Origin of the sequence: Nonomuraea sp. NPDC050556, assembly GCF_044457355.1 — a bacterium.
In the GTDB taxonomy this organism is placed as follows: Bacteria; Actinomycetota; Actinomycetes; order Streptosporangiales; family Streptosporangiaceae; genus Nonomuraea.
In genome coordinates, this window is sequence record NZ_JBITGU010000003.1 from 1,074,905 (window position 1) to 1,092,037 (window position 17,133).

Genomic DNA, 17,133 nt, shown 5'->3' on the forward strand with positions numbered 1-17,133 from the left:
GGTCGCTCGTGATGTTCCACACCGTTCTGATCGCCAACAGGGGCGAGATCGCCGTACGGATCATCCGTACGCTGCGGCAGCTGGGGATCACCTCGGTCGCCGTCTACACCGAGGGCGACACCGCGCACACCGGTGGCGCCGACATCGCCCTCCAGGTCCCGAAATATCTGGACATCGAGGCGATCCTGCGCGCGGCGCGGGAGTCGGGGGCGCAAGCCGTACATCCCGGTTATGGGTTCCTCGCGGAGAACGCCGCGTTCGCGCGGCGGTGCGCCGAGGAGGGGCTCGTCTTCGTCGGCCCGCCGCCGGAGGCCATCGAGGCCATGGGCGACAAGATTCATGCCAAGGCCACGGTCTCCGCGGCCGGCGTTCCGGTGGTTCCCGGCGCCTCGGAAGGGCTTGAGTCGTGGCATGAATTTCCCGCGCTGATCAAGCCTTCCGCCGGTGGCGGCGGCAAGGGCATGGTCGTGGTGCGGTCGGCCGGCGAGCTGCCCGAGGCGCTCGCCTCCGCCCGCCGTACTGCTCTCGCGGCCTTCGGGGACGACACGCTGCTCATCGAGCGGTTCATCGAGAACCCGCGGCACATCGAGATCCAGGTGATGGCCGACACGCACGGCAACGTCGTGCACCTGGGAGAGCGCGAGTGCAGCCTCCAGCGTCGCCACCAGAAGATCATCGAAGAGGCGCCCTCGCCCTTCGTCGGCCCGCGGATGCGCGCCGAGATGGGCGCGGCGGCCGTCGAGGCGGCGCGGTCCGTCGGCTACACCGGCGCGGGCACGGTCGAGTTCATCGTCGACGGCACCACCGGTGACTACCACTTCATGGAGATGAACACCCGGCTCCAGGTCGAGCACCCGGTCACCGAGCTGGTCGTCGACCGCGACCTGGTCGCCCTGCAGGTGCGGGTCGCGGCGGGGGAGCCGCTGGGCTTCGGTCAGGACGACGTACGGCTGAGCGGGCACGCGGTCGAGGCGCGCGTCTACGCCGAGGATCCGGCGCGGGGCTTCCTGCCGACCGGCGGGCGGGTGCTGGCGCTGCGCGAGTCGGCGAGCGAGCGGGTGGACTCCGGGCTGGTCGAGGGGGCGGTCGTCGGGAGCGACTACGACCCGATGTTGTCGAAGGTCATCGGGTGGGCGCCCACCCGCGAGGGTGCGCTGCACGCGCTCGACCGGGCGCTCGGCGAGACGGTCGTGCTGGGGGTGACGACCAACATCCCGTTCCTGCGCGGGCTGATCACCCACCCGGCTGTGGTTTCCGGGGAGCTGGACACGGGGCTGGTCGAGCGGGTCCTGCCCGAGGTGCTGCCCTCCGCGGAAGTCCCCGAGGACGTGCTGGTGGCAGGCGCCCTCGCCTTCCACGACAGCACGCCTTTCCACAGCGGCAACGCCCAGATCTCCCGTGGCGAGGCTGCTGCGGGGGGCGATCCCTGGGATGTCGCCGACGGGTGGCGGCTCGGTGCGGCCGCCTGGACCACCTGGCGGCTGGAGTCCCGCGACGGCCTGCACGAGGTGCAGGTCAGAGGGCTGCCGCAGGAGGGTGCCGAGGTCCGCGACGCCGGTCCAGCGAAGATCCTGCTCAGGGACGGGCAGCTCGTGGTCGTGCATGCCGGCCGTACCCGCTCCTATGCCGTCGCAAAGGACGGCGACACGCTCTGGCTCGGCCGCGACGGCCAGGCCTGGTCCCTCACCCGCCACCTCATCGGCGACCCGGGCGACCGCCCAGGCGTGGCGGGGGCTGGAGACGGCGTGGTGCGCAGCCCGATGCCGGGGACCGTACTCCTGGTGAAGGCCGCCGTCGGCGACCAGGTCATCGCCGGGCAGCCGCTCGTGATCGTCGAGGCGATGAAGATGGAGCACGCCGTCACCGCGCCCGTCGCCGGTGTCGTGCGCGAGCTCCCGGTCAAGGCGGGCCAGCCCGTCGACATGGACGCGGTTCTCGCGGTTGTGGAGGCCACTGATGTACCAGCTTGACGGCCTGCCGTCGCGGGTCACCGTCTACGAGGTCGGCGCGCGCGACGGCCTGCAGAACGAGAAGGCGATCGTCCCGGTCGAGGTCAAGGCGGAGTTCATCGACCGCCTCGCCGACGCGGGGCACACGGTGATCGAGGCGACCAGCTTCGTGCACCCGAAGTGGGTGCCCCAGCTCGCCGACTCCGGGGAGCTGCTGGAGATCCTGGAGCGCAGGCCAGGCATCCGTTATCCGGTGCTGGTGCCGAACATGCGCGGGCTGGAGCGGGCGCTGGCGAGCGGCATCGAGGAGATCGCCGTCTTCGCCAGCGCCACCGAGACGTTCGCCAACAAGAACCTCAACCGCGGCCTGGACTCCCAGTTCGAGATGTTCGAGCCGGTGGTCGCCGGGGCGCTGGAGGCGGGGCTGCGCGTGCGCGCCTACGTCTCGATGGTCTTCGGCGACCCCTGGGAGGGGCCGACCCCCGTCGCCCAGGTCGTGGACGTCGGCAACCGGCTGCTCGACCTCGGCTGCTACGAGCTGTCCCTCGGCGACACCATCGGCGTCGGCACCCCCGGCCACGCGGCCGCCCTCATCTCGGCGTTCGGCTCCCCCGAGCGGCTCGCCGTACATTTCCACGACACGTACGGCCAGGCACTGGCCAACACCCTGGCCGCGCTGCGGTCGGGCGTCACCGTCGTCGACGCCTCCACCGGTGGCATCGGCGGCTGCCCCTACGCCGAATCGGCCACAGGCAACCTCGCCACGGAAGACCTCGTGTGGATGTTGCAGGGCCTCGGCATCGAAACAGGACTCGACCTGGACAAGCTGGTCGCCACGAGCGTCTGGCTGGCCTCGCGGCTCGGCAGACCCAGCCCGTCGCGCGTCGTCCAGGCTCTGGCGAAAGGCTGAACCATGCTCACCGAAGAGTACGAAGAGCTGCGCAAGACGGTCGAATCGTTCGCCCGCGAGGTGGTCGCGCCGGTGATCGGCGACCTCTACGAGCGCGAGGAGTTCCCCTACGACATCGTCCGGCAGATGGGCGCGATGGGCCTGTTCGGCCTGCCGCTGCCCGAGGAGCACGGGGGCATGGGCGGCGACTACTTCGCGCTGTGCCTGGCGCTGGAGGAGCTGGCCCGGGTCGACTCGTCCGTCTCCATCACGCTGGAGGCGGCGGTTTCCCTGGGGGCCATGCCTATTTACCGCTTCGGTACGGCGGAGCAGAAGGCGGAGTGGCTGCCCGCGCTGGCGTCAGGTTCGATGCTCGGCGCCTTCGGCCTGACGGAGCCGGGCGGCGGCTCTGACGTGCCCGGCGGGATGCGCACCACGGCCGTGCTGGACGGCGCAGAATGGGTGATCAACGGCTCGAAGGCCTTCATCACCAACTCCGGCACCTCGATCACCGGCGTGGTGGGCGTGGCCGCGATCACCGGCGAAATTTCCGGAAAAAAGGAGATCTCCACCATCCTGGTCCCCAGCGGGACGCCCGGATTCACGGTCTCCAAGAAGTACTCCAAGGTCGGCTGGAACGCCTCGGACACCCGCGAACTGTCCTTCACCGACTGCCGGGTCCCGGCAGCCAACCTCCTGGGTGAGCGCGGCCGAGGCTACGCCCAGTTCCTACAGACCCTGGACGAGGGCCGCATCGCGATCGCCGCGTTGAGCGTCGGCCTGGCCCAGGGCTGCATCGACGAGTCGTTGCGCTACGTCCGCGAACGCCAGGCCTTCGGCCACCCGATCGGCCATTACCAGGCGATCCAGTTCAAGGTGGCCGACATGGAGGTCAGGGCCCACACCGCGCGGCTGGCGTATTACCACGCGGCGCGCAAGATGCTGGCCGGCGAGCCGTTCAAGAAGGAGGCGGCGATCGCCAAGCTGGTGGCCTCGAACGCGGCGATGGACAACGCCCGGGACGCCACGCAGGTGTTCGGCGGGTACGGCTTCATGAACGAGTTCCCGGTGGGCCGCTTCTACCGCGACGCCAAGATCCTGGAGATCGGCGAGGGCACCAGCGAGGTCCAGCGCATGCTGATCGCCCGCCAACTCGGTCTCTCCGACCTGTAACTCACGCGACGGGGCTCGGACTCTCCTCTTCCTGGCGGGCCGAGCCCTCGGCGGACACCTGGTAGCCGGGGATCGAGGGCCAGCGGACCGTCATCACCACCGAGTCCTCCTCGGCGTACCACGAGTGGTCGACGCCCTGGCCCCACACCACGTAGTCGCCCTGCTCGCTCAGGATCACGTCGCGGTCCGGCAGCTCCACCCGGAACCGGCCGCTCACCAGCAACAACAGGGCGGTGCGCCGCTCACCTCTCACCCACTGCGCACGCTCGTCGCCGCGCTTGTGCACGCCCCACTTGATCTCGACGTCCTCGCTGTGCCGTACGTCGTCCACGGGCTTGAAATGGCCGAGCAGCCACCCCGCGTCCCCCGGCGCGTCCACGTTCGCGTTCCCCACATACACGGGGAGCCACCCTATGCCCACGGGCGGAGCTTCTCGGGATTGCGTACCGCCCAGATGTGCTTGATCCGGTCGTCCACCACGTCGAACGCGATCACCATCACGGTGACGCCGTCCACCTGGGCCACCAGGCCGGGCTGCCCGTTGACCGTGCTCTCCAGGATCGTCATCGCGTCGCCCGCCAGGGCGGCGATCTGGACGGTGTAACGGGCGATCTGCTCGCCGCCCACGACCGGGTCCAGCACCGCGCTCACCACGCCGCCGCCGTCGGCGATCGCCGTGGCGTCCGGGTCGAGGAGGCCGATGAGGGCGCTGATGTCCTTGGCCTCCCACGCCTTCTTGAAGTCCTTGACGAGTACGGCCTGCCGCGCCGCAGGTGCCGGGGCCGCCTGGGCGGCGCGCACGCGGCGCCGGGCCGAGGTGGCGAGCTGGCGGCAGGCGGCCGGGGTGCGGCCGACGATCTCGGCCACCTCCCCGAAGGGGTAGCGGAAGACGTCGTGCAGGATGAACGTGACCCGCTCCGCCGGGGTCATCGACTCCAGGACGACGAGGAAGGCCATGGTGACCGACTCGTCCAGGGTGATCCGGTCGACGGGGTCGGCCGTGGAGCCGTCGGGCAGCGGCTCGGGGACCCATTCGCCCACATACCGCTCCCGCCTGGCCCGCGCTGAGCCGAGCAGGTCGAGGCAGATGCGGCTGGCGACGGTCGTCAGCCAGGCGCCCGGCACCTGGATGGCGTCCTGCTGCTCCGGCGACAGGGCGTACCAGCGGACGAAGGTCTCCTGCACGACGTCCTCGGCGTCGGCCAGGGAACCGAGGAGCCGGTAGGCGACGTTGATCAGCTGGCGTCGTTCGCCCATGATCGGATCGGTGTTCAAGACGACCTCACACTCTCAGCGGTTGTTTCTTCGGACTGCTGAGACGTCGTGGCGATCGCCCTGCAAACCTTGGCTACTGACCATGCCCAACGGGCGGAGGCCGCAGAGTATTTCTCAGGCGCCGACCTTGTCCGCCACGGCCTTCGCGACCTCCAGCGCGCCCTTGGTGAGCCGTCCCTCGGGGTCGGCGTCCACTCGGCGCTCGTAGGAGACCTCGATCACCGCGTTGCTCAGCCGTACCCCGACCGTGGCCGTCGTGGGCCCGCGACCGGTGTCGCCCGGCAGCGTCCACACCGTGGAGTACGACGCGTCGCCGATGCCCGCGTCGTTGTACTTCTTCGGCAGCAGCGTCGCGTCAGCCCGCCTGGCCAGGTATTGCTCGTGCGCCTTGCCGAGCCCCTCGGTGAACACCTTCACGTAGACCTTGAGCCGGAAGCCCATGTTGTCGGGAAGCTGCGCGCCCCTGGGCAGGCTCTGCCACTCGCACTCCTCCCGGTAGATCTGCGACTTGTCCGGATAGAGGACGTACTTCTTCTGCAGGTCCTCGTCCACCAGCGCGCACGGGTCGGCTTCGGTGGTGAACCTCGCCTCCCCGGTCGGCACGGCCTCCTGCGAGGGCTCTGCGGACTGAGTGGGTTCTTCCGAGGCCGTCGGTACGGTCACCGCCGCCACCTTCTTCACCGGCTCCGGCGCCCTGGTCAGCAGGAAGACCACGGTGAACAGCATCAGCACGACCACGGCCATGACGCCGGAGAGGAGCAGCGGCGTGACCTTGACGCCGTTGGCGGGGGAGGGGTTCATGTCAGGTTCCCGAGGTTGTCGGCTATCGTCCGTGCGGCTTTGAGTGCTGCCTGCGGCTGCCAGCCGGCCAGCGTGGCCGACGAGAAGTCCGCCGCGTCGATCTCGATGATCACGTTGCTCACCCGCATCCACGCGTGCGCGTGCGACTGCGGGAAGGACGTCGACCACTCGTCCTGGGTGAAGGCCTCGTCGGCGACGCCGGTCCGGTCGCGCACGGCCTTGCGCGTGGTGCCTTCGGAAACGTAGGCGAGCGAGACCTGCCGCTTGCGTATCTCGCCGAAGTAGCGCTTGGCGTCGGCCACCGTCTCCAGCCGCCTGACCTTCATCTCGAAGGTGTGCTCCACGACGCCGCGGGTCCAGGTGCAGCTCGTGGGCTTGGCCGAGGAGCTCTGGAACCGGCCCTCCGGCATGATCTCCTGCACCTGGGCGTCGGTGAGGAGCTCGCACGCGTCGGGGAGCCTGCCGAACGTCCCGTCCCCGCGCTTGGCCTGAGGTGGTACGGCTGTCGCCGCCTTCGTCGGCACCGGGGTGGAAGAGGCGGCTACCGGCGATGCCGAGGGCGAGGAGGCGGGGGGAGTGGCAGAACCGCCGTTCACCAGCACCACGCCCGTGACGGCCGCCGCCGTACCCGCAAGGACGCCGAGCACCACCAGCGGGACCCTGCTCCTGCGCGCCTTCACCGGGACGGTCGCGGGCGCCGTCTCCTGGCGGCGCGTGGGCAGCGGCAGCGCCATCGACTGCAGCGCCTGCCTGACCACCTGCGGATGCGGCCGCGCCGCCGGGTTCTTGTCGAGCATCGCCATCAGCAGCCCGCCCAGCGGCCCGGCGCGCTGCGGCGGCGCGGGGTGCACGGTGAGCACGGCGGCGATCGTCGCCATCGTCGTGTCGCGGTGGAAGGGCGGGTACCCCTCGACGGCGGCGTAGAGGGCGGCGGCGAGGGACCACAGGTCGGCTGCCGGTCCTGCGGGCTCGCCGCGCAGGTGCTCGGGCGCGATGTAGCCGGGCGAGCCGGTGATCCTGCCCTCCTGCGAGGCGGCAGCGGCGGTGGCCGCCCCCGGCCGGTCGCTCCAGTGCGCGGCGATGCCGAAGTCGGTGAGGATCACCTCGCCCGCATCGGTGATCATCACGTTGCCCGGCTTCACGTCGCGGTGCAGGATGCCGCGCGCGTGCGCGGCCTCCAGGGCGTCGAGGACGCCCAGACCGACCGTGGCCACCTGGCCGTACGGCAGCGGCCCGCGCTGCTTGACCAGGTCGCCGAGCGACTGGCCCGCCAGCAGGTCCATGATGATCCACGGCTGGCCGTACTCGGCGATCACGTCGTGCACCGTGATGATCGACGGATGGTTCAGCGCGGCGGCCGCCCTGGCCTCGCGCAGCGTGTCGATCAGCGCGGTCTCGCTGCCGTTCAGCTCGGGCGGCAGCCGTACCTCCTTGACGGCCACCTCCCGGTGCAGCACCTCGTCGCGCGCGCGCCACACGGTGCCCGCGCCGCCGGAACCGAGCGGCGTGAGGAGCTGGTACCGTCCCGCGATCATCCGCATGCGTCAGGAGGCCTTGCTGTTGATGGCGGCGGCCATGAGCTTGGCCGCCTCTGCCGCCTTGTCGCGCAGCCGGGCGTCACTGGCCACGCGGCGGTTGAGCCGGAACTCGCCGACCATGTTGCCCGCCCTGAAGCTCACGTGGACCTCGAACTCGCGCTTGCCGCCGAACTTCGTCTTGGCCAGCTCGTAGCCGAAGGCCTCGTCGCCCGCACCGGGGATGTCGAACACCTCGCCCTGCTTCTCGCCCGAGCCGCCGCGCCCGGCCTTCTCGCCCGCCGCCGCCTTCGCGCCGGCCATGTGCTCCTGGGCGAGCTTGGTCTCGTAGCCGTCGCCCTGCTGCGGATAGAGCCAGAAGTGCGAGAAGAGGGCGATCTGCCTGCTGTCGGGCGCGGTGATGTCGGCGTAGGACCAGATGCACTCGTCGCCGCGGTCACCGGCCGTGGTGAGGTAGCGGCCGAAGATCTGCGTGGCCTGCTGCCTGGTGAGGAGCTGGCAGGGCCGCGGCATCGCGGTGATCTTGCCGGTCTCGTAGGTGGACGGCTGAGCGGACGGCTCGGCCGACGGCTCCGGCTTCTTCGAAGGCTGCTGTTGCTGCTTCGTGGGGGTCGGCTTGGCGGCGACGGGCTGCTGCGCCGGCGCGGACGACGTGGTGAGGATCAGCGTCACCGCCGCCACGAACGCCACCAGCGCCGCCGCTGCCGAGCCGTACGCCAGAGGCTTGGAGACGACCCACGCGGTGGGCGCCGACCGCTGCGTCGGCGCGGTGCTGCCGGTGATCTGCTGCAGCGCCTTGCGCGTCGAGGCCAGGTCGGGGCGCTGGGCGGGGTTCTTGGACAGCAGCGCCATGAGCAGCGGCCCGAGCGCGCCCGCCCGCTGCGGCGGCCTCGGCGGCTCGGTCATGACCGCGCCGTGCATCGCCATCGCGGTGGGCCGCTGGAACGGCGGCACGCCCTCGACCGCCGCGTACAGGGTCGCGCCGAGCGACCACAGGTCGGAGGCGGGCCCGGCGAGGTGCTCCTCGGTCAGCGACTCAGGCGCGGTGAAGCCGGGCGTGCCCATCGGGCCGGCCGTGCCTCCAGATGTGGCGGCGCCCGCCTGGGTGGCGATGCCGAAGTCGGACAGCAGGATCCTGCCGTCGTCGGCGAGCAGCACGTTGCCCGGCTTGACGTCGCGGTGCAGCATGCCCCGCGCGTGTGCGGTGGCCAGGGCGGACAGGACGAACAGGCCGATCGACGCCGCCCATTCCGGCGAGACCGGGCCGCCCGTCTTGATCAGCTGGTCGAGGGAGCGGCCCTTGATGAGCTCCATGACGATCCACGGCTCGCCGAAGTCGTCGACCACGTCGTGCACGGCGACGGCCGCGGGATGCCTGATCGCGGCGGCGTTGCGCGCCTCGTGCAGGATGCGCTCGCGCGGGCCTGCCTGCCGTACCTCCTTGATGGCGACCTCGCGGCCGATGGCGGTGTCGTGCGCGCGCCAGACGATGCCCATGCCGCCCTGGCCGAGGGGTTCGAGCAGCTGGTAGCGGCCGCCCACGAGTCGGGGTTGGTTCATTGCCTCACTCCTGGCGGTTCAGCGCGGCGGCGAGCTGCCGGGCAGCGTCGCGCGCTGACTTGCGGATCGCGGCGTCGTCACCGATCCTGCGGACGTCGACGTACTGGACGGACACCACCAGGTTGCTCAGACGGAACACCACGTCCGTCCGCTCGACCTGGCCCTTGGAATTGACGTAGTCGTTGGAGAAGGCCTCGTCGCCGACGCCCTTGAGCTCCTCTGCCGGCTTGCGCGGCTGCGTGATGGCCTTGGTCATGCCGATCGCCGGCCACTGCCAGGTGATCTTGGAGTCGCCCGAGTAGGCGTTGAAGCGGTTGGAGAAGGTCTCCATCGCCTCGTCGATCGTCCCGTCCCAGGGATCGCCCTCGCTGACCACCTTGATCGGCTCCGCGCCGACGCCGTTGCCCGGCAGGGCCCACTCGCAGCCGTCGCCGTCCCGCTTGGCCTTGCTCCTGGGGACGAGCGCCTGCGCCTGCCTGGCCGTCAGCAGCGTGCAGAAGTCGACGGGCAGCGTGAACCTGGGCTCCTCGCTCTCCTGCGGTGTCGGTGTCGGCGTCGGGGTCGGTTTCGGCTTCTCGGAGGTGGCCGCCACGGCTTTCGGTGTGGGTACGGCAGGCGTGACCTCAGGCGAGTTCAGCATCACCACGGTCACGGCCGCCGCCGCGATCGCGCCCACGACCCCGACACCCGCGAGGATCGGCAGCTTGAGGCTTCTCTTCCGGGGGAGCGGCGCGAGCGCCTGGTGGCCGTCGGCGACCCGCTGCAGCAGTTGCGCGAACGCCTGGCCGACCGGACGCTGGCGCGGGTCGCGCGCCATCATCTGCATGAGGACGGGACCGAGGTGACCGGCGCGCACCGGCGGGCGCGGCGGCAGCGTCAGCGCGTCGCGCAGCACCGCCATGGGGGAGGTGCCGACGTAGGGGGCGCTGCCCTCGACCGTGGCGTACAGGGTGGCGGCCAGCGACCAGAGGTCGGACTCCGGGCCGCCGCGCTCGCCGCGCAGCCGTTCAGGAGCGATGTAGCCCGGCGAGCCGATCAGCAGGCCGGACTCGGTCAGCGTGGCCTGGTCCTCCAGCCGTGCGATGCCGAAGTCGGTGAGGATCACGCGGCCGTCGTCGGACAGGAAGACGTTCGCCGGCTTCACGTCGCGGTGCTGGATGCCGTGCGCGTGGGCGGCGCCCAGCGCGTCGAGCACCCGCAGGCCGATCGCCGCCGTGCGCTCGGGCGACCACGGGCCCTCCGCCTCGACGGCCTGCTTGAGGTCGCGGCCGCGGAGCATCTCCATGACGATCCACGGCCGGTTGTCGAAGCTGAGGACGTCGTGGATGGTGATGATCCCCGGGTGGCGCACCTGCGCCGCGGCCATGGCTTCGCGCACCGCCCGCTGGAGCGCCTCCGCCCGCTCGGCCGGGTTCAGGGACTGGGGGAGCAGTACTTCCTTGACCGCGACCTGTCGGTCGAGCAGCTCGTCGTGCGCGAGCCAGATGGTCCCCATGCCCCCTTGGCCAAGCGCACGAAGCACTCGATAGCGGCTGGCGATTTTTGAATCCCCCATGCCAGGCACGAAGGGAACAATAGTGTTATGCGCGCTATGTTTACCCACTTAAGGGACCAATAGCTGCCCATTCGTAATGATCGACATTCGGAGTGGTCATGACCAGCGCGCCCCCGGTGCCACCCCCGTCCTACTGGCCTGACCAGGGCACGGACCGGCCTTCCTCGCCGAGGATGCCGGGCTGGGCGAAGGCGATCCTCGGCGGTACGGCGGCCGTGGCGCTGCTCGGCGGCGGGCTGATCGCTGTCCGAAATATCAACACAACGCCTTCGCCGCCGCTCGCTGAGCCGACTTTCGGGCTGCCGTCGGGGTTGCCGTCGCTCAAGCCCAGCAGCGTGCCTTCCTCCGACTCGCCCAGTGAGTCGGCGACGCCGCAGCCGAGTTCGACGTTCCCGGCGCTGAAGGCGGTGCCCGAGGTGTGCGACCTGCTGCCCGATGCGTTGACGAAGCGGCTGGCGCCCAAGAGCGTGTCCGAGGTGGGGGTGGCCAAGGACGGGTACGGCGCGCTGCGCAAGGGGTGCGACTGGACGCAGGCGGCGCTCAACATCAGGAACGGGGCCAACGAGTCGCGGTCGATCTACGTCAAGGTCAACGTGTGGCCGTCGGTGGCGGACGCGCGTGAGGACGCGGACAACATGTTCGACAGCATGAACGACATGGGCGGGACCAAGGAGGACAACCCGGGGCTGCGGTTCCTTTCCACCTACGGCGAGGTGAAGCAGTTGGCGGGGATCGGGGACGCGGCGCAGGCCATGTACACGGAGAACCTCAAGGGGACGACGAACGTGTGGGCGTTCGTGGTCATGGGGAACGCCACGATCGACCTGCGGTACCACGGTACGGACAACCTCAACAAGGACATCCTCGCCGAGGGCGACCAGACACGCCCGGTGCCGGAGGACGTCCTCATGAGGGGCGCCGAGGAGATCGCCAAGGAACTCGTGAAAAACCTCCAGGGCTAGCCCCGCGCCCCGCCCCACCCGCCCGCGCCCCCGGGCCACGCCGCCCCGCTGCCCTGCGCCGCCCCGCCGCCCCGCGCCGCGCTTGGCCTGCGCCCGGCTCCCCCCAGCCCGGCTCTCCACAGCCCCACGCCGTACGGCCCCGCGCCCCACGGCCCTTCGAGCTTTCGTCTCGTGGCTCTAGCGCCCCCCGCGTTGGGGTTGTTGAGGGCATCTCCCTGTGCGTCGCCCGAGTGGTGGGTCGGTGGCTGTCTCCGTGAGGTGGTGGGCTGGGGTGGGTGCGCGGGTGGGAGGGGGGAAGAGGTATGGTCGCCCCCATGACGTCGGATGATCTGCTCGTCAGGAGAGCGGAAAAGGCGGACGCGGACGAGATCTTCGCGCTCGCCCGGGAGTTCGGCCTGACGTTCCGCCCCGAGCGCGACGCCTTCGACCTCGCCCTCCCCCACCTGCTCAAGAACGACGACGCGCTCCTGCTCACCGCCGTGGTGGGCGGCCGCGTGCTGGGATACCTCCTGGGCTTCGTCCACCTGACGCTCTTCGCCAACGGCCCGGTCGCCTGGGTGGAAGAAGCGATGATCCAGACAGGGTCCCGCAGGCAGGGTCTGGGCAGGGCGCTGCTGGAGGAGTTCGAGGAGTGGGCGCGCACCCGCGAGGCGGGTTACGTGGCGATGGCCACCAGGCGGGCGCCGGAGTTCTATCACGCGCTCGGTTATGAAGAATCGGCCACCTTCTACCGCAAGGTGCTGCGTTAAGTCCGTTCTGTCGGTTTCGGATGGCATCCTTGGTGCCGTGAGTATCCACCAGGTGAGCCCCCTCTTCGTCGGCAGGGCTGATGAACTCGCCGCCCTGAGGCGGGCGCTCGCCGGGGCGCGCTCCGGAGCCGCGTCCACCGTCCTCGTCGGCGGCGAGGCGGGCGTGGGCAAGACGCGGCTCATCAACGAGTTCGCCACCCACGCCGGCGACGCCAGAGTGCTCGTCGGCGGCTGCCTGGAGCTCGGCACGGAAGGCCTGCCGTTCGCCCCCTTCACCGCCGTCCTGCGCCGCCTGGCCCGCGACCTCGGCCACGACCGCATCGCCGAGCTCGTCCCAGGCGGCACCACGAAGGGCCTGGCCAGGCTGCTGCCCGAGTTCGGCGAGCCGGACGCCGACGGCGCCGAGGCCCGCGCCCGCCTGTTCGAGCAGGTCCTGGGCCTCCTGGAACGGCTGGCGGAGGACGAGCCCGTCGTCGTCATCGTCGAGGACGCGCACTGGGCCGACCGCTCCACCCGCGACCTGCTCTCCTTCCTCGTGCGCTACCAGCGCAGCGACTCCAGGCTGCTGCTGGTCGTCACCTACCGCGCCGACGAGCTGCACCGCACCCACCCGCTGCGCCCCCTGCTGGCCGAGCTGGGCAGGGTCGCCTGGGTCTCCCGCCTCGACCTGCGCAGGCTCACCCGCAGGGAGGTCCTGGAGCAGGCGGTCAGCATCCTGCGGCGGGAGCCGTCCGACGCCGACATGGACCTCATCTACGCGCGCAGCGAGGGCAACCCGCTGTTCGTCGAGGCGCTGCTGGGCGAGGCGGCGGGCGGCGACATGCTGCCGGAGTCGCTGCGTGACCTGCTGCTCGCCTCCGTCGAGCGGCTGCCGGACGAGACGCAGGAGCTGCTCAGGGTGGCCAGCGCGGGCGGCGGGCGGATCGAGCACGACCTGCTGGCCGCCGTCGCCGGGCTCGACGAGGGCGCGCTGTCGCGGGCGCTGCGCCCGGCCGTCGCGGGCAACGTGCTGATCGTGGACGGCGAGGGCTACGCGTTCCGCCACGCGCTGATCCGTGAAGCCGTACACGACGACCTGCTGCCGGGGGAGCGCACCCGCCTGCACACCCGCTTCGCCCAGGCCCTGGAGGCCAACCCGGGGCTGCTGCCCGCGCCGCGCTGGGCGATCGAGCTGGCCCACCACTGGCACGCGGCGCACGACGCGCCCAGCGCGCTGGTCAGCGCGTGGAAGGCGGCGGCGGCCGCGCGCAAGGCGACCGCCTACGACGAGCAGCTCCGCATGCTCTCGCGGGTGCTCGAACTCTGGGACAAGGTCCCCGACGCCGCCGAGCGCATCGAGGCCACGCACGTGGACGTCTACACGCAGACCTGCATGGTCACCCGCCTGGCGGGCGAGTTCGAGCGCGGCATCGCCATCGCGACGGCCGCGCTGCGCGAGGTCGACGAGGTGGCCGACCCTGCCGGTGCGGCCCGCGTGCTGCGGCTGCGCGGCCTGCTGCGCTTCGACCTCGGCCGGGTCGGCTTCGTCGACGACCTGCGCCAGGCCGCCGCGCTGGTTCCCGACGACGGCCGGGCCGACCTGCGCGCCAAGGTGCTGGCCTCGCTGTCGATGATGCTCAACAAGCCCGACGAGTGGCAGGAGAAGATCGCGACGGCCGAGGAGGCCATCGCGATCGCCAAGCGCGTGGGCGACGCCACCACCGAGGCCGACGCGCTCATCACGCTCACCTGGGCCAGGTTCCGCTACACCAGGATCGAGGAGCAGCGCGGCGCGTTCAGGGAGGCCAACCGCCTGGCCGCGCGGGCGGGCGCGTACAACGTCATGCTGCGCGGCGCGATCTCCGAGTCCGACCACCTGGAGGGCGCGGGCTGGCACGAGGAGGCGGCCCAGGTGTCCCGCCGCGGCATCGCGGAGGCCGAGGAGTACGGACTGTCCCGCACGTCTGGCACCTTCCTGGCGATGAACCTGGCCGAGCCGCTCGTCTCGCTCGGCCGCTGGGACGAGGCGCTGGGAGTCGTGGAGGACGCGCTGAACCTGTCGCCGCCCGCCCCCTACCGGGCCAGCCTCCAGGGCTGGGGCACCGACATCGCGCTCGGCCGGGGCGACCTGGACCGGGCCGAGTCGCTGCTCAGCGCCTCCAAGGCGGTCCTGAGCAGGGGACACTACCGGCCGCAGTCGCTGCTGCCGCAGGCGCGCAGGGAGATCGAGCTGCTGGCGGCGCGCGGCGAGCACGACGAGGCCGTGCAGGCGGCCAAGCGGGTGCTGGCCGAGCCGGACCTGACCGCCAGCCCGCGCTACACGTGGCCGCTGATCGTGGCGAGCGCGCGGCTGGACGCCGGGCTCGCCGGGGAGGTGCGGGCGCTGGCCGCGGTGCTCGACGTCGAGGGCGCGCTGCAGGAGGCACACCGGCTGACGTTCCTGGCGGTGGACGGCGGCGGGCTGGCCGAATGGGACGCTGCCGTCGCGGCGTGGGCGGGTCTGCGCCAGCCGTACGCACAGGCCAGGGCGCTGCTCGGCGCGGGTCAGGCGGCCGTCGCGGCTGGCGAGCGCCAGGAGGCGGGCAGGCGGCTGACCAGGGCCAGGGAGCTGGTGGAGGAGCTGGGCGCGATGCCGCTGCTCGACGAGATCGTGGCGCTGGCCAGGAGAGCACGGGTCGCTGTCGCCGAGGACGCCGCGCCCGAAGCGCCGCCCGCGCTCGGGCTGACCGCGCGCGAACTGGAGGTGCTGCGGCTGCTGACCGCGGGGCGCAGCAACAGGGAGATCGCCGGCGAGCTGTTCATCTCGGTGAAGACGGTCAGCGTGCACGTGTCGAACATCCTGGCCAAGCTCGGCGTAGGCTCGCGCGGCGAGGCGGCCGCGACCGCGCACCGGGCCGGGCTGTTCACCCCGTGAGCTGCGCCTCCAGGCGGTAGCCGTCCACGGTGACGTAGACCTGGTCGCCAGGCCTCGCGTTGAGCCGCATGAGGACGGGCTGCAGGGAGTCGAAGACCGGCTGGTGGTCGCGCCACACGAGCACGACCGCGTTGTTGCCCGGCCCGGTCACCGACAGCAGCGTGCCTGGACGCATGCCGAGCTGCGCCGCGTAACCCTCGGAGACCGGCACGGGCCCGCCGCGCAGGTGCTCGGGCGTGACGTCGATGCGCTGCCAGCGGCGCGGGTCGGAGGTGGGGCTGGGCGGCGGGGGCGGCGGCGTGGCCGGGGCTCCGGCGAGATGGCCGGGCATCATGCCGTTGCGCCCGCCGGACAGCGCGGACAGCGTCGCGAGCGCGGCCGACGGGTCGATGGACCCGGCGGCGGGCACCGGCTGGCCGCCCCTGTGGTGGTGTCCGTTGGCCCCTGGCGTACGGCGGGGCAGCGGCTGCTGCACGTCGGGCTGGTGGGCCACGGCCTGGCGCGCGGCGGCCTCGGTGGGCAGCGCGTCGAGCCACGCCTGCGCCGAGTGCCGCCTGATGCCGAGCTCGCCGAGCGCCTCGACGACGTCGGCGTCCGGGCGCGTGGTGGCCAGGAGCTGCCTGGTACGGCGCTGCAGCCCGGTCAGGTCGCCGACGACCAGCCAGCCGTCCTGGAGGCGACGGTCGGGCATGAGGGTGACCAGGACGCGCCACAGCTCGGCGCGCAGCGTGGGCACCACGGCAGGGTGGGCGGGGTCGGCGCCGATGAGCTGCTCTTCCGTGGCGGCCGCGCCGAGCCATTCGGTCAGGCGGAACATGTGGCCGGTGACCGGGGCCGACTCGGAGGAACGCAGCCAGTGCAGGATCCGCTCCTCGGCGGTGCGCTGGGCCATGGAGAGCACGTCGCGGTCGACGAGCAGCTTGTCGGCCAGGGCGCGCAGGCTGATCGGCTCGGCGGCGAACAGGCGCTGGGCGGCGACCGCGAGCTCAAGGCGGTCGAAGCCGCGGAACAGGCCGTCGACGACGCGGACCATGGCGTGGTCGGTCTCGTCGAGCTGGGGCGCCTGGGTCTCGGCGACGGGTGCGGCCATCGGGACCTGCGCGGGGAAACCACCGGTCGAGGGCTGGGCGGGAGGAGCCGGCCGGGTGGGCAGGCCGGGCTGGGCGGGGAAACCACCAGTGACGGGCTGCGCGGGAAAACCGCCGGTGACGGGCTGGGCGGGGAACCCGCCGGTGACCGGCTGGGCGGGGAAGCTGCCCGTGGACGGTCCCGAGGGGGCCGGAGGGGCTGCCTCCGGGGAGAACGGCTGGCCGACGATGGGCGGGTGGCCAGGGTAGGACGCGGGGGAGGGGGCCGGGCGCTGGGCGGGGATCCTGCCGAGCACCTCGCGGAACACCGGGCCGATGACGAGCTCAGCCGTACCGGCCAGGTCGCCGGGACACAGGCGGCGCAGCCTGCTCCAGCCGCCCAGGCCGTTGACCGCGGACCTGGCCTGGTCGGGCCAGCCGGGCAGCGCCGGGTCGACGTGCTGCACCTGCAGGGCCGGCAGCAGGTCGGCGAGAGGGAGGTGGTCCCAGCGGGCGGCGGCGAACCGCGCCATCCGCTCGCAGACCCAGTCGAGTCCCGTCGTGCCCAAGGCGCGCGGCAGCGCCAGCGACGCCCACCAGCCGGCCGGCAGGCGGGGGTCGGCCAGCGCTTCCGCGACCTGTTGAGGTCGGCTCCACCGCAGGGCAGGGACCAGGTCGCTCAGGCAGATCGATGACTCGACGTCCATCGGCGAACCGTTTCCTCC

The 17,133-nt window shown here is 71.8% G+C and carries 13 protein-coding genes; 6 read left to right on the plus strand and 7 right to left on the minus strand.

Annotation, left to right across the window (positions count from 1 at the left end; translation table 11 throughout):
• The first annotated feature begins 11 nt into the window (after window positions 1-11).
• Genes ACIBG8_RS34050 through ACIBG8_RS34060 form a run of 3 tightly spaced genes read left to right on the plus strand, consistent with a single transcriptional unit; the run spans window position 12 to window position 4,011 of the window.
• Complete coding sequence (locus tag ACIBG8_RS34050; RefSeq protein ID WP_397347181.1) at window positions 12-1,970, plus strand: acetyl/propionyl/methylcrotonyl-CoA carboxylase subunit alpha; 1,959 nt, start codon at window positions 12-14, stop codon at window positions 1,968-1,970.
• A complete protein-coding gene (locus tag ACIBG8_RS34055) occupies window positions 1,957-2,859 on the plus strand; it encodes a hydroxymethylglutaryl-CoA lyase (protein WP_397347182.1) in 903 nt (300 codons plus the stop codon). The genes ACIBG8_RS34050 and ACIBG8_RS34055 overlap by 14 nt, the downstream gene beginning before the upstream one ends.
• Before the next feature lie 3 nt (window positions 2,860-2,862).
• Window positions 2,863-4,011 carry an acyl-CoA dehydrogenase family protein gene (locus ACIBG8_RS34060; RefSeq protein ID WP_397347183.1) on the plus strand — a complete coding sequence of 383 codons (1,149 nt, stop codon included), beginning with the start codon at window positions 2,863-2,865 and terminating at the stop codon, window positions 4,009-4,011.
• Window position 4,012: 1 nt separating this feature from the next.
• Here ACIBG8_RS34060 and ACIBG8_RS34065 read toward each other — a convergent pair whose 3' ends face one another.
• From ACIBG8_RS34065 to ACIBG8_RS34090, 6 genes are all read right to left on the minus strand, one after another.
• Complete coding sequence (locus tag ACIBG8_RS34065) at window positions 4,013-4,411, minus strand: signal peptidase I (protein WP_397347184.1); 399 nt, start codon at window positions 4,409-4,411, stop codon at window positions 4,013-4,015.
• 11 nt (window positions 4,412-4,422) lie between these two features.
• Window positions 4,423-5,286 carry an RNA polymerase sigma factor SigJ gene (gene sigJ, locus ACIBG8_RS34070; RefSeq protein WP_397347185.1) on the minus strand — a complete coding sequence of 288 codons (864 nt, stop codon included), beginning with the start codon at window positions 5,284-5,286 and terminating at the stop codon, window positions 4,423-4,425.
• Window positions 5,287-5,400: 114 nt separating this feature from the next.
• The gene (locus ACIBG8_RS34075; RefSeq protein WP_397347186.1) at window positions 5,401-6,087 is read right to left on the minus strand and encodes a hypothetical protein; all 687 of its coding nucleotides are present in this window, start codon (window positions 6,085-6,087) and stop codon (window positions 5,401-5,403) included.
• Window positions 6,084-7,622, minus strand: a complete 1,539-nt coding sequence (locus ACIBG8_RS34080; RefSeq protein WP_397347187.1) for a serine/threonine-protein kinase — start codon at window positions 7,620-7,622, stop codon at window positions 6,084-6,086. The genes ACIBG8_RS34075 and ACIBG8_RS34080 overlap by 4 nt, the downstream gene beginning before the upstream one ends.
• Window positions 7,623-7,631: 9 nt before the next feature.
• Window positions 7,632-9,182: a protein kinase gene (locus tag ACIBG8_RS34085; protein WP_397347188.1), complete on the minus strand. Its 1,551-nt coding sequence runs from the start codon at window positions 9,180-9,182 to the stop codon at window positions 7,632-7,634.
• Window positions 9,183-9,186: 4 nt separating this feature from the next.
• A complete protein-coding gene (locus ACIBG8_RS34090) occupies window positions 9,187-10,737 on the minus strand; it encodes a serine/threonine-protein kinase (RefSeq protein WP_397347189.1) in 1,551 nt (516 codons plus the stop codon).
• Between the two features lie 98 nt (window positions 10,738-10,835).
• On the opposite strand from ACIBG8_RS34090, the gene ACIBG8_RS34095 reads away from it, so the two are divergent.
• From ACIBG8_RS34095 to ACIBG8_RS34105, 3 genes are all read left to right on the plus strand, one after another.
• A complete protein-coding gene (locus tag ACIBG8_RS34095; protein ID WP_397347190.1) occupies window positions 10,836-11,699 on the plus strand; it encodes a hypothetical protein in 864 nt (287 codons plus the stop codon).
• 314 nt (window positions 11,700-12,013) lie between these two features.
• A complete protein-coding gene (locus ACIBG8_RS34100) occupies window positions 12,014-12,448 on the plus strand; it encodes a GNAT family N-acetyltransferase (protein ID WP_397347191.1) in 435 nt (144 codons plus the stop codon).
• A 37-nt stretch (window positions 12,449-12,485) separates the two neighbouring features.
• On the plus strand, window positions 12,486-15,341 hold the full coding sequence (locus tag ACIBG8_RS34105) for an AAA family ATPase (protein ID WP_397347192.1): 2,856 nt from the start codon (window positions 12,486-12,488) through the stop codon (window positions 15,339-15,341).
• Here the strand turns inward: ACIBG8_RS34105 and ACIBG8_RS34110 are convergent.
• The gene (locus ACIBG8_RS34110) at window positions 15,331-17,115 is read right to left on the minus strand and encodes a hypothetical protein (RefSeq protein WP_397347193.1); all 1,785 of its coding nucleotides are present in this window, start codon (window positions 17,113-17,115) and stop codon (window positions 15,331-15,333) included. The two genes, ACIBG8_RS34105 and ACIBG8_RS34110, sit on opposite strands and share 11 nt — an antisense overlap.
• Window positions 17,116-17,133: the final 18 nt, after the last annotated feature.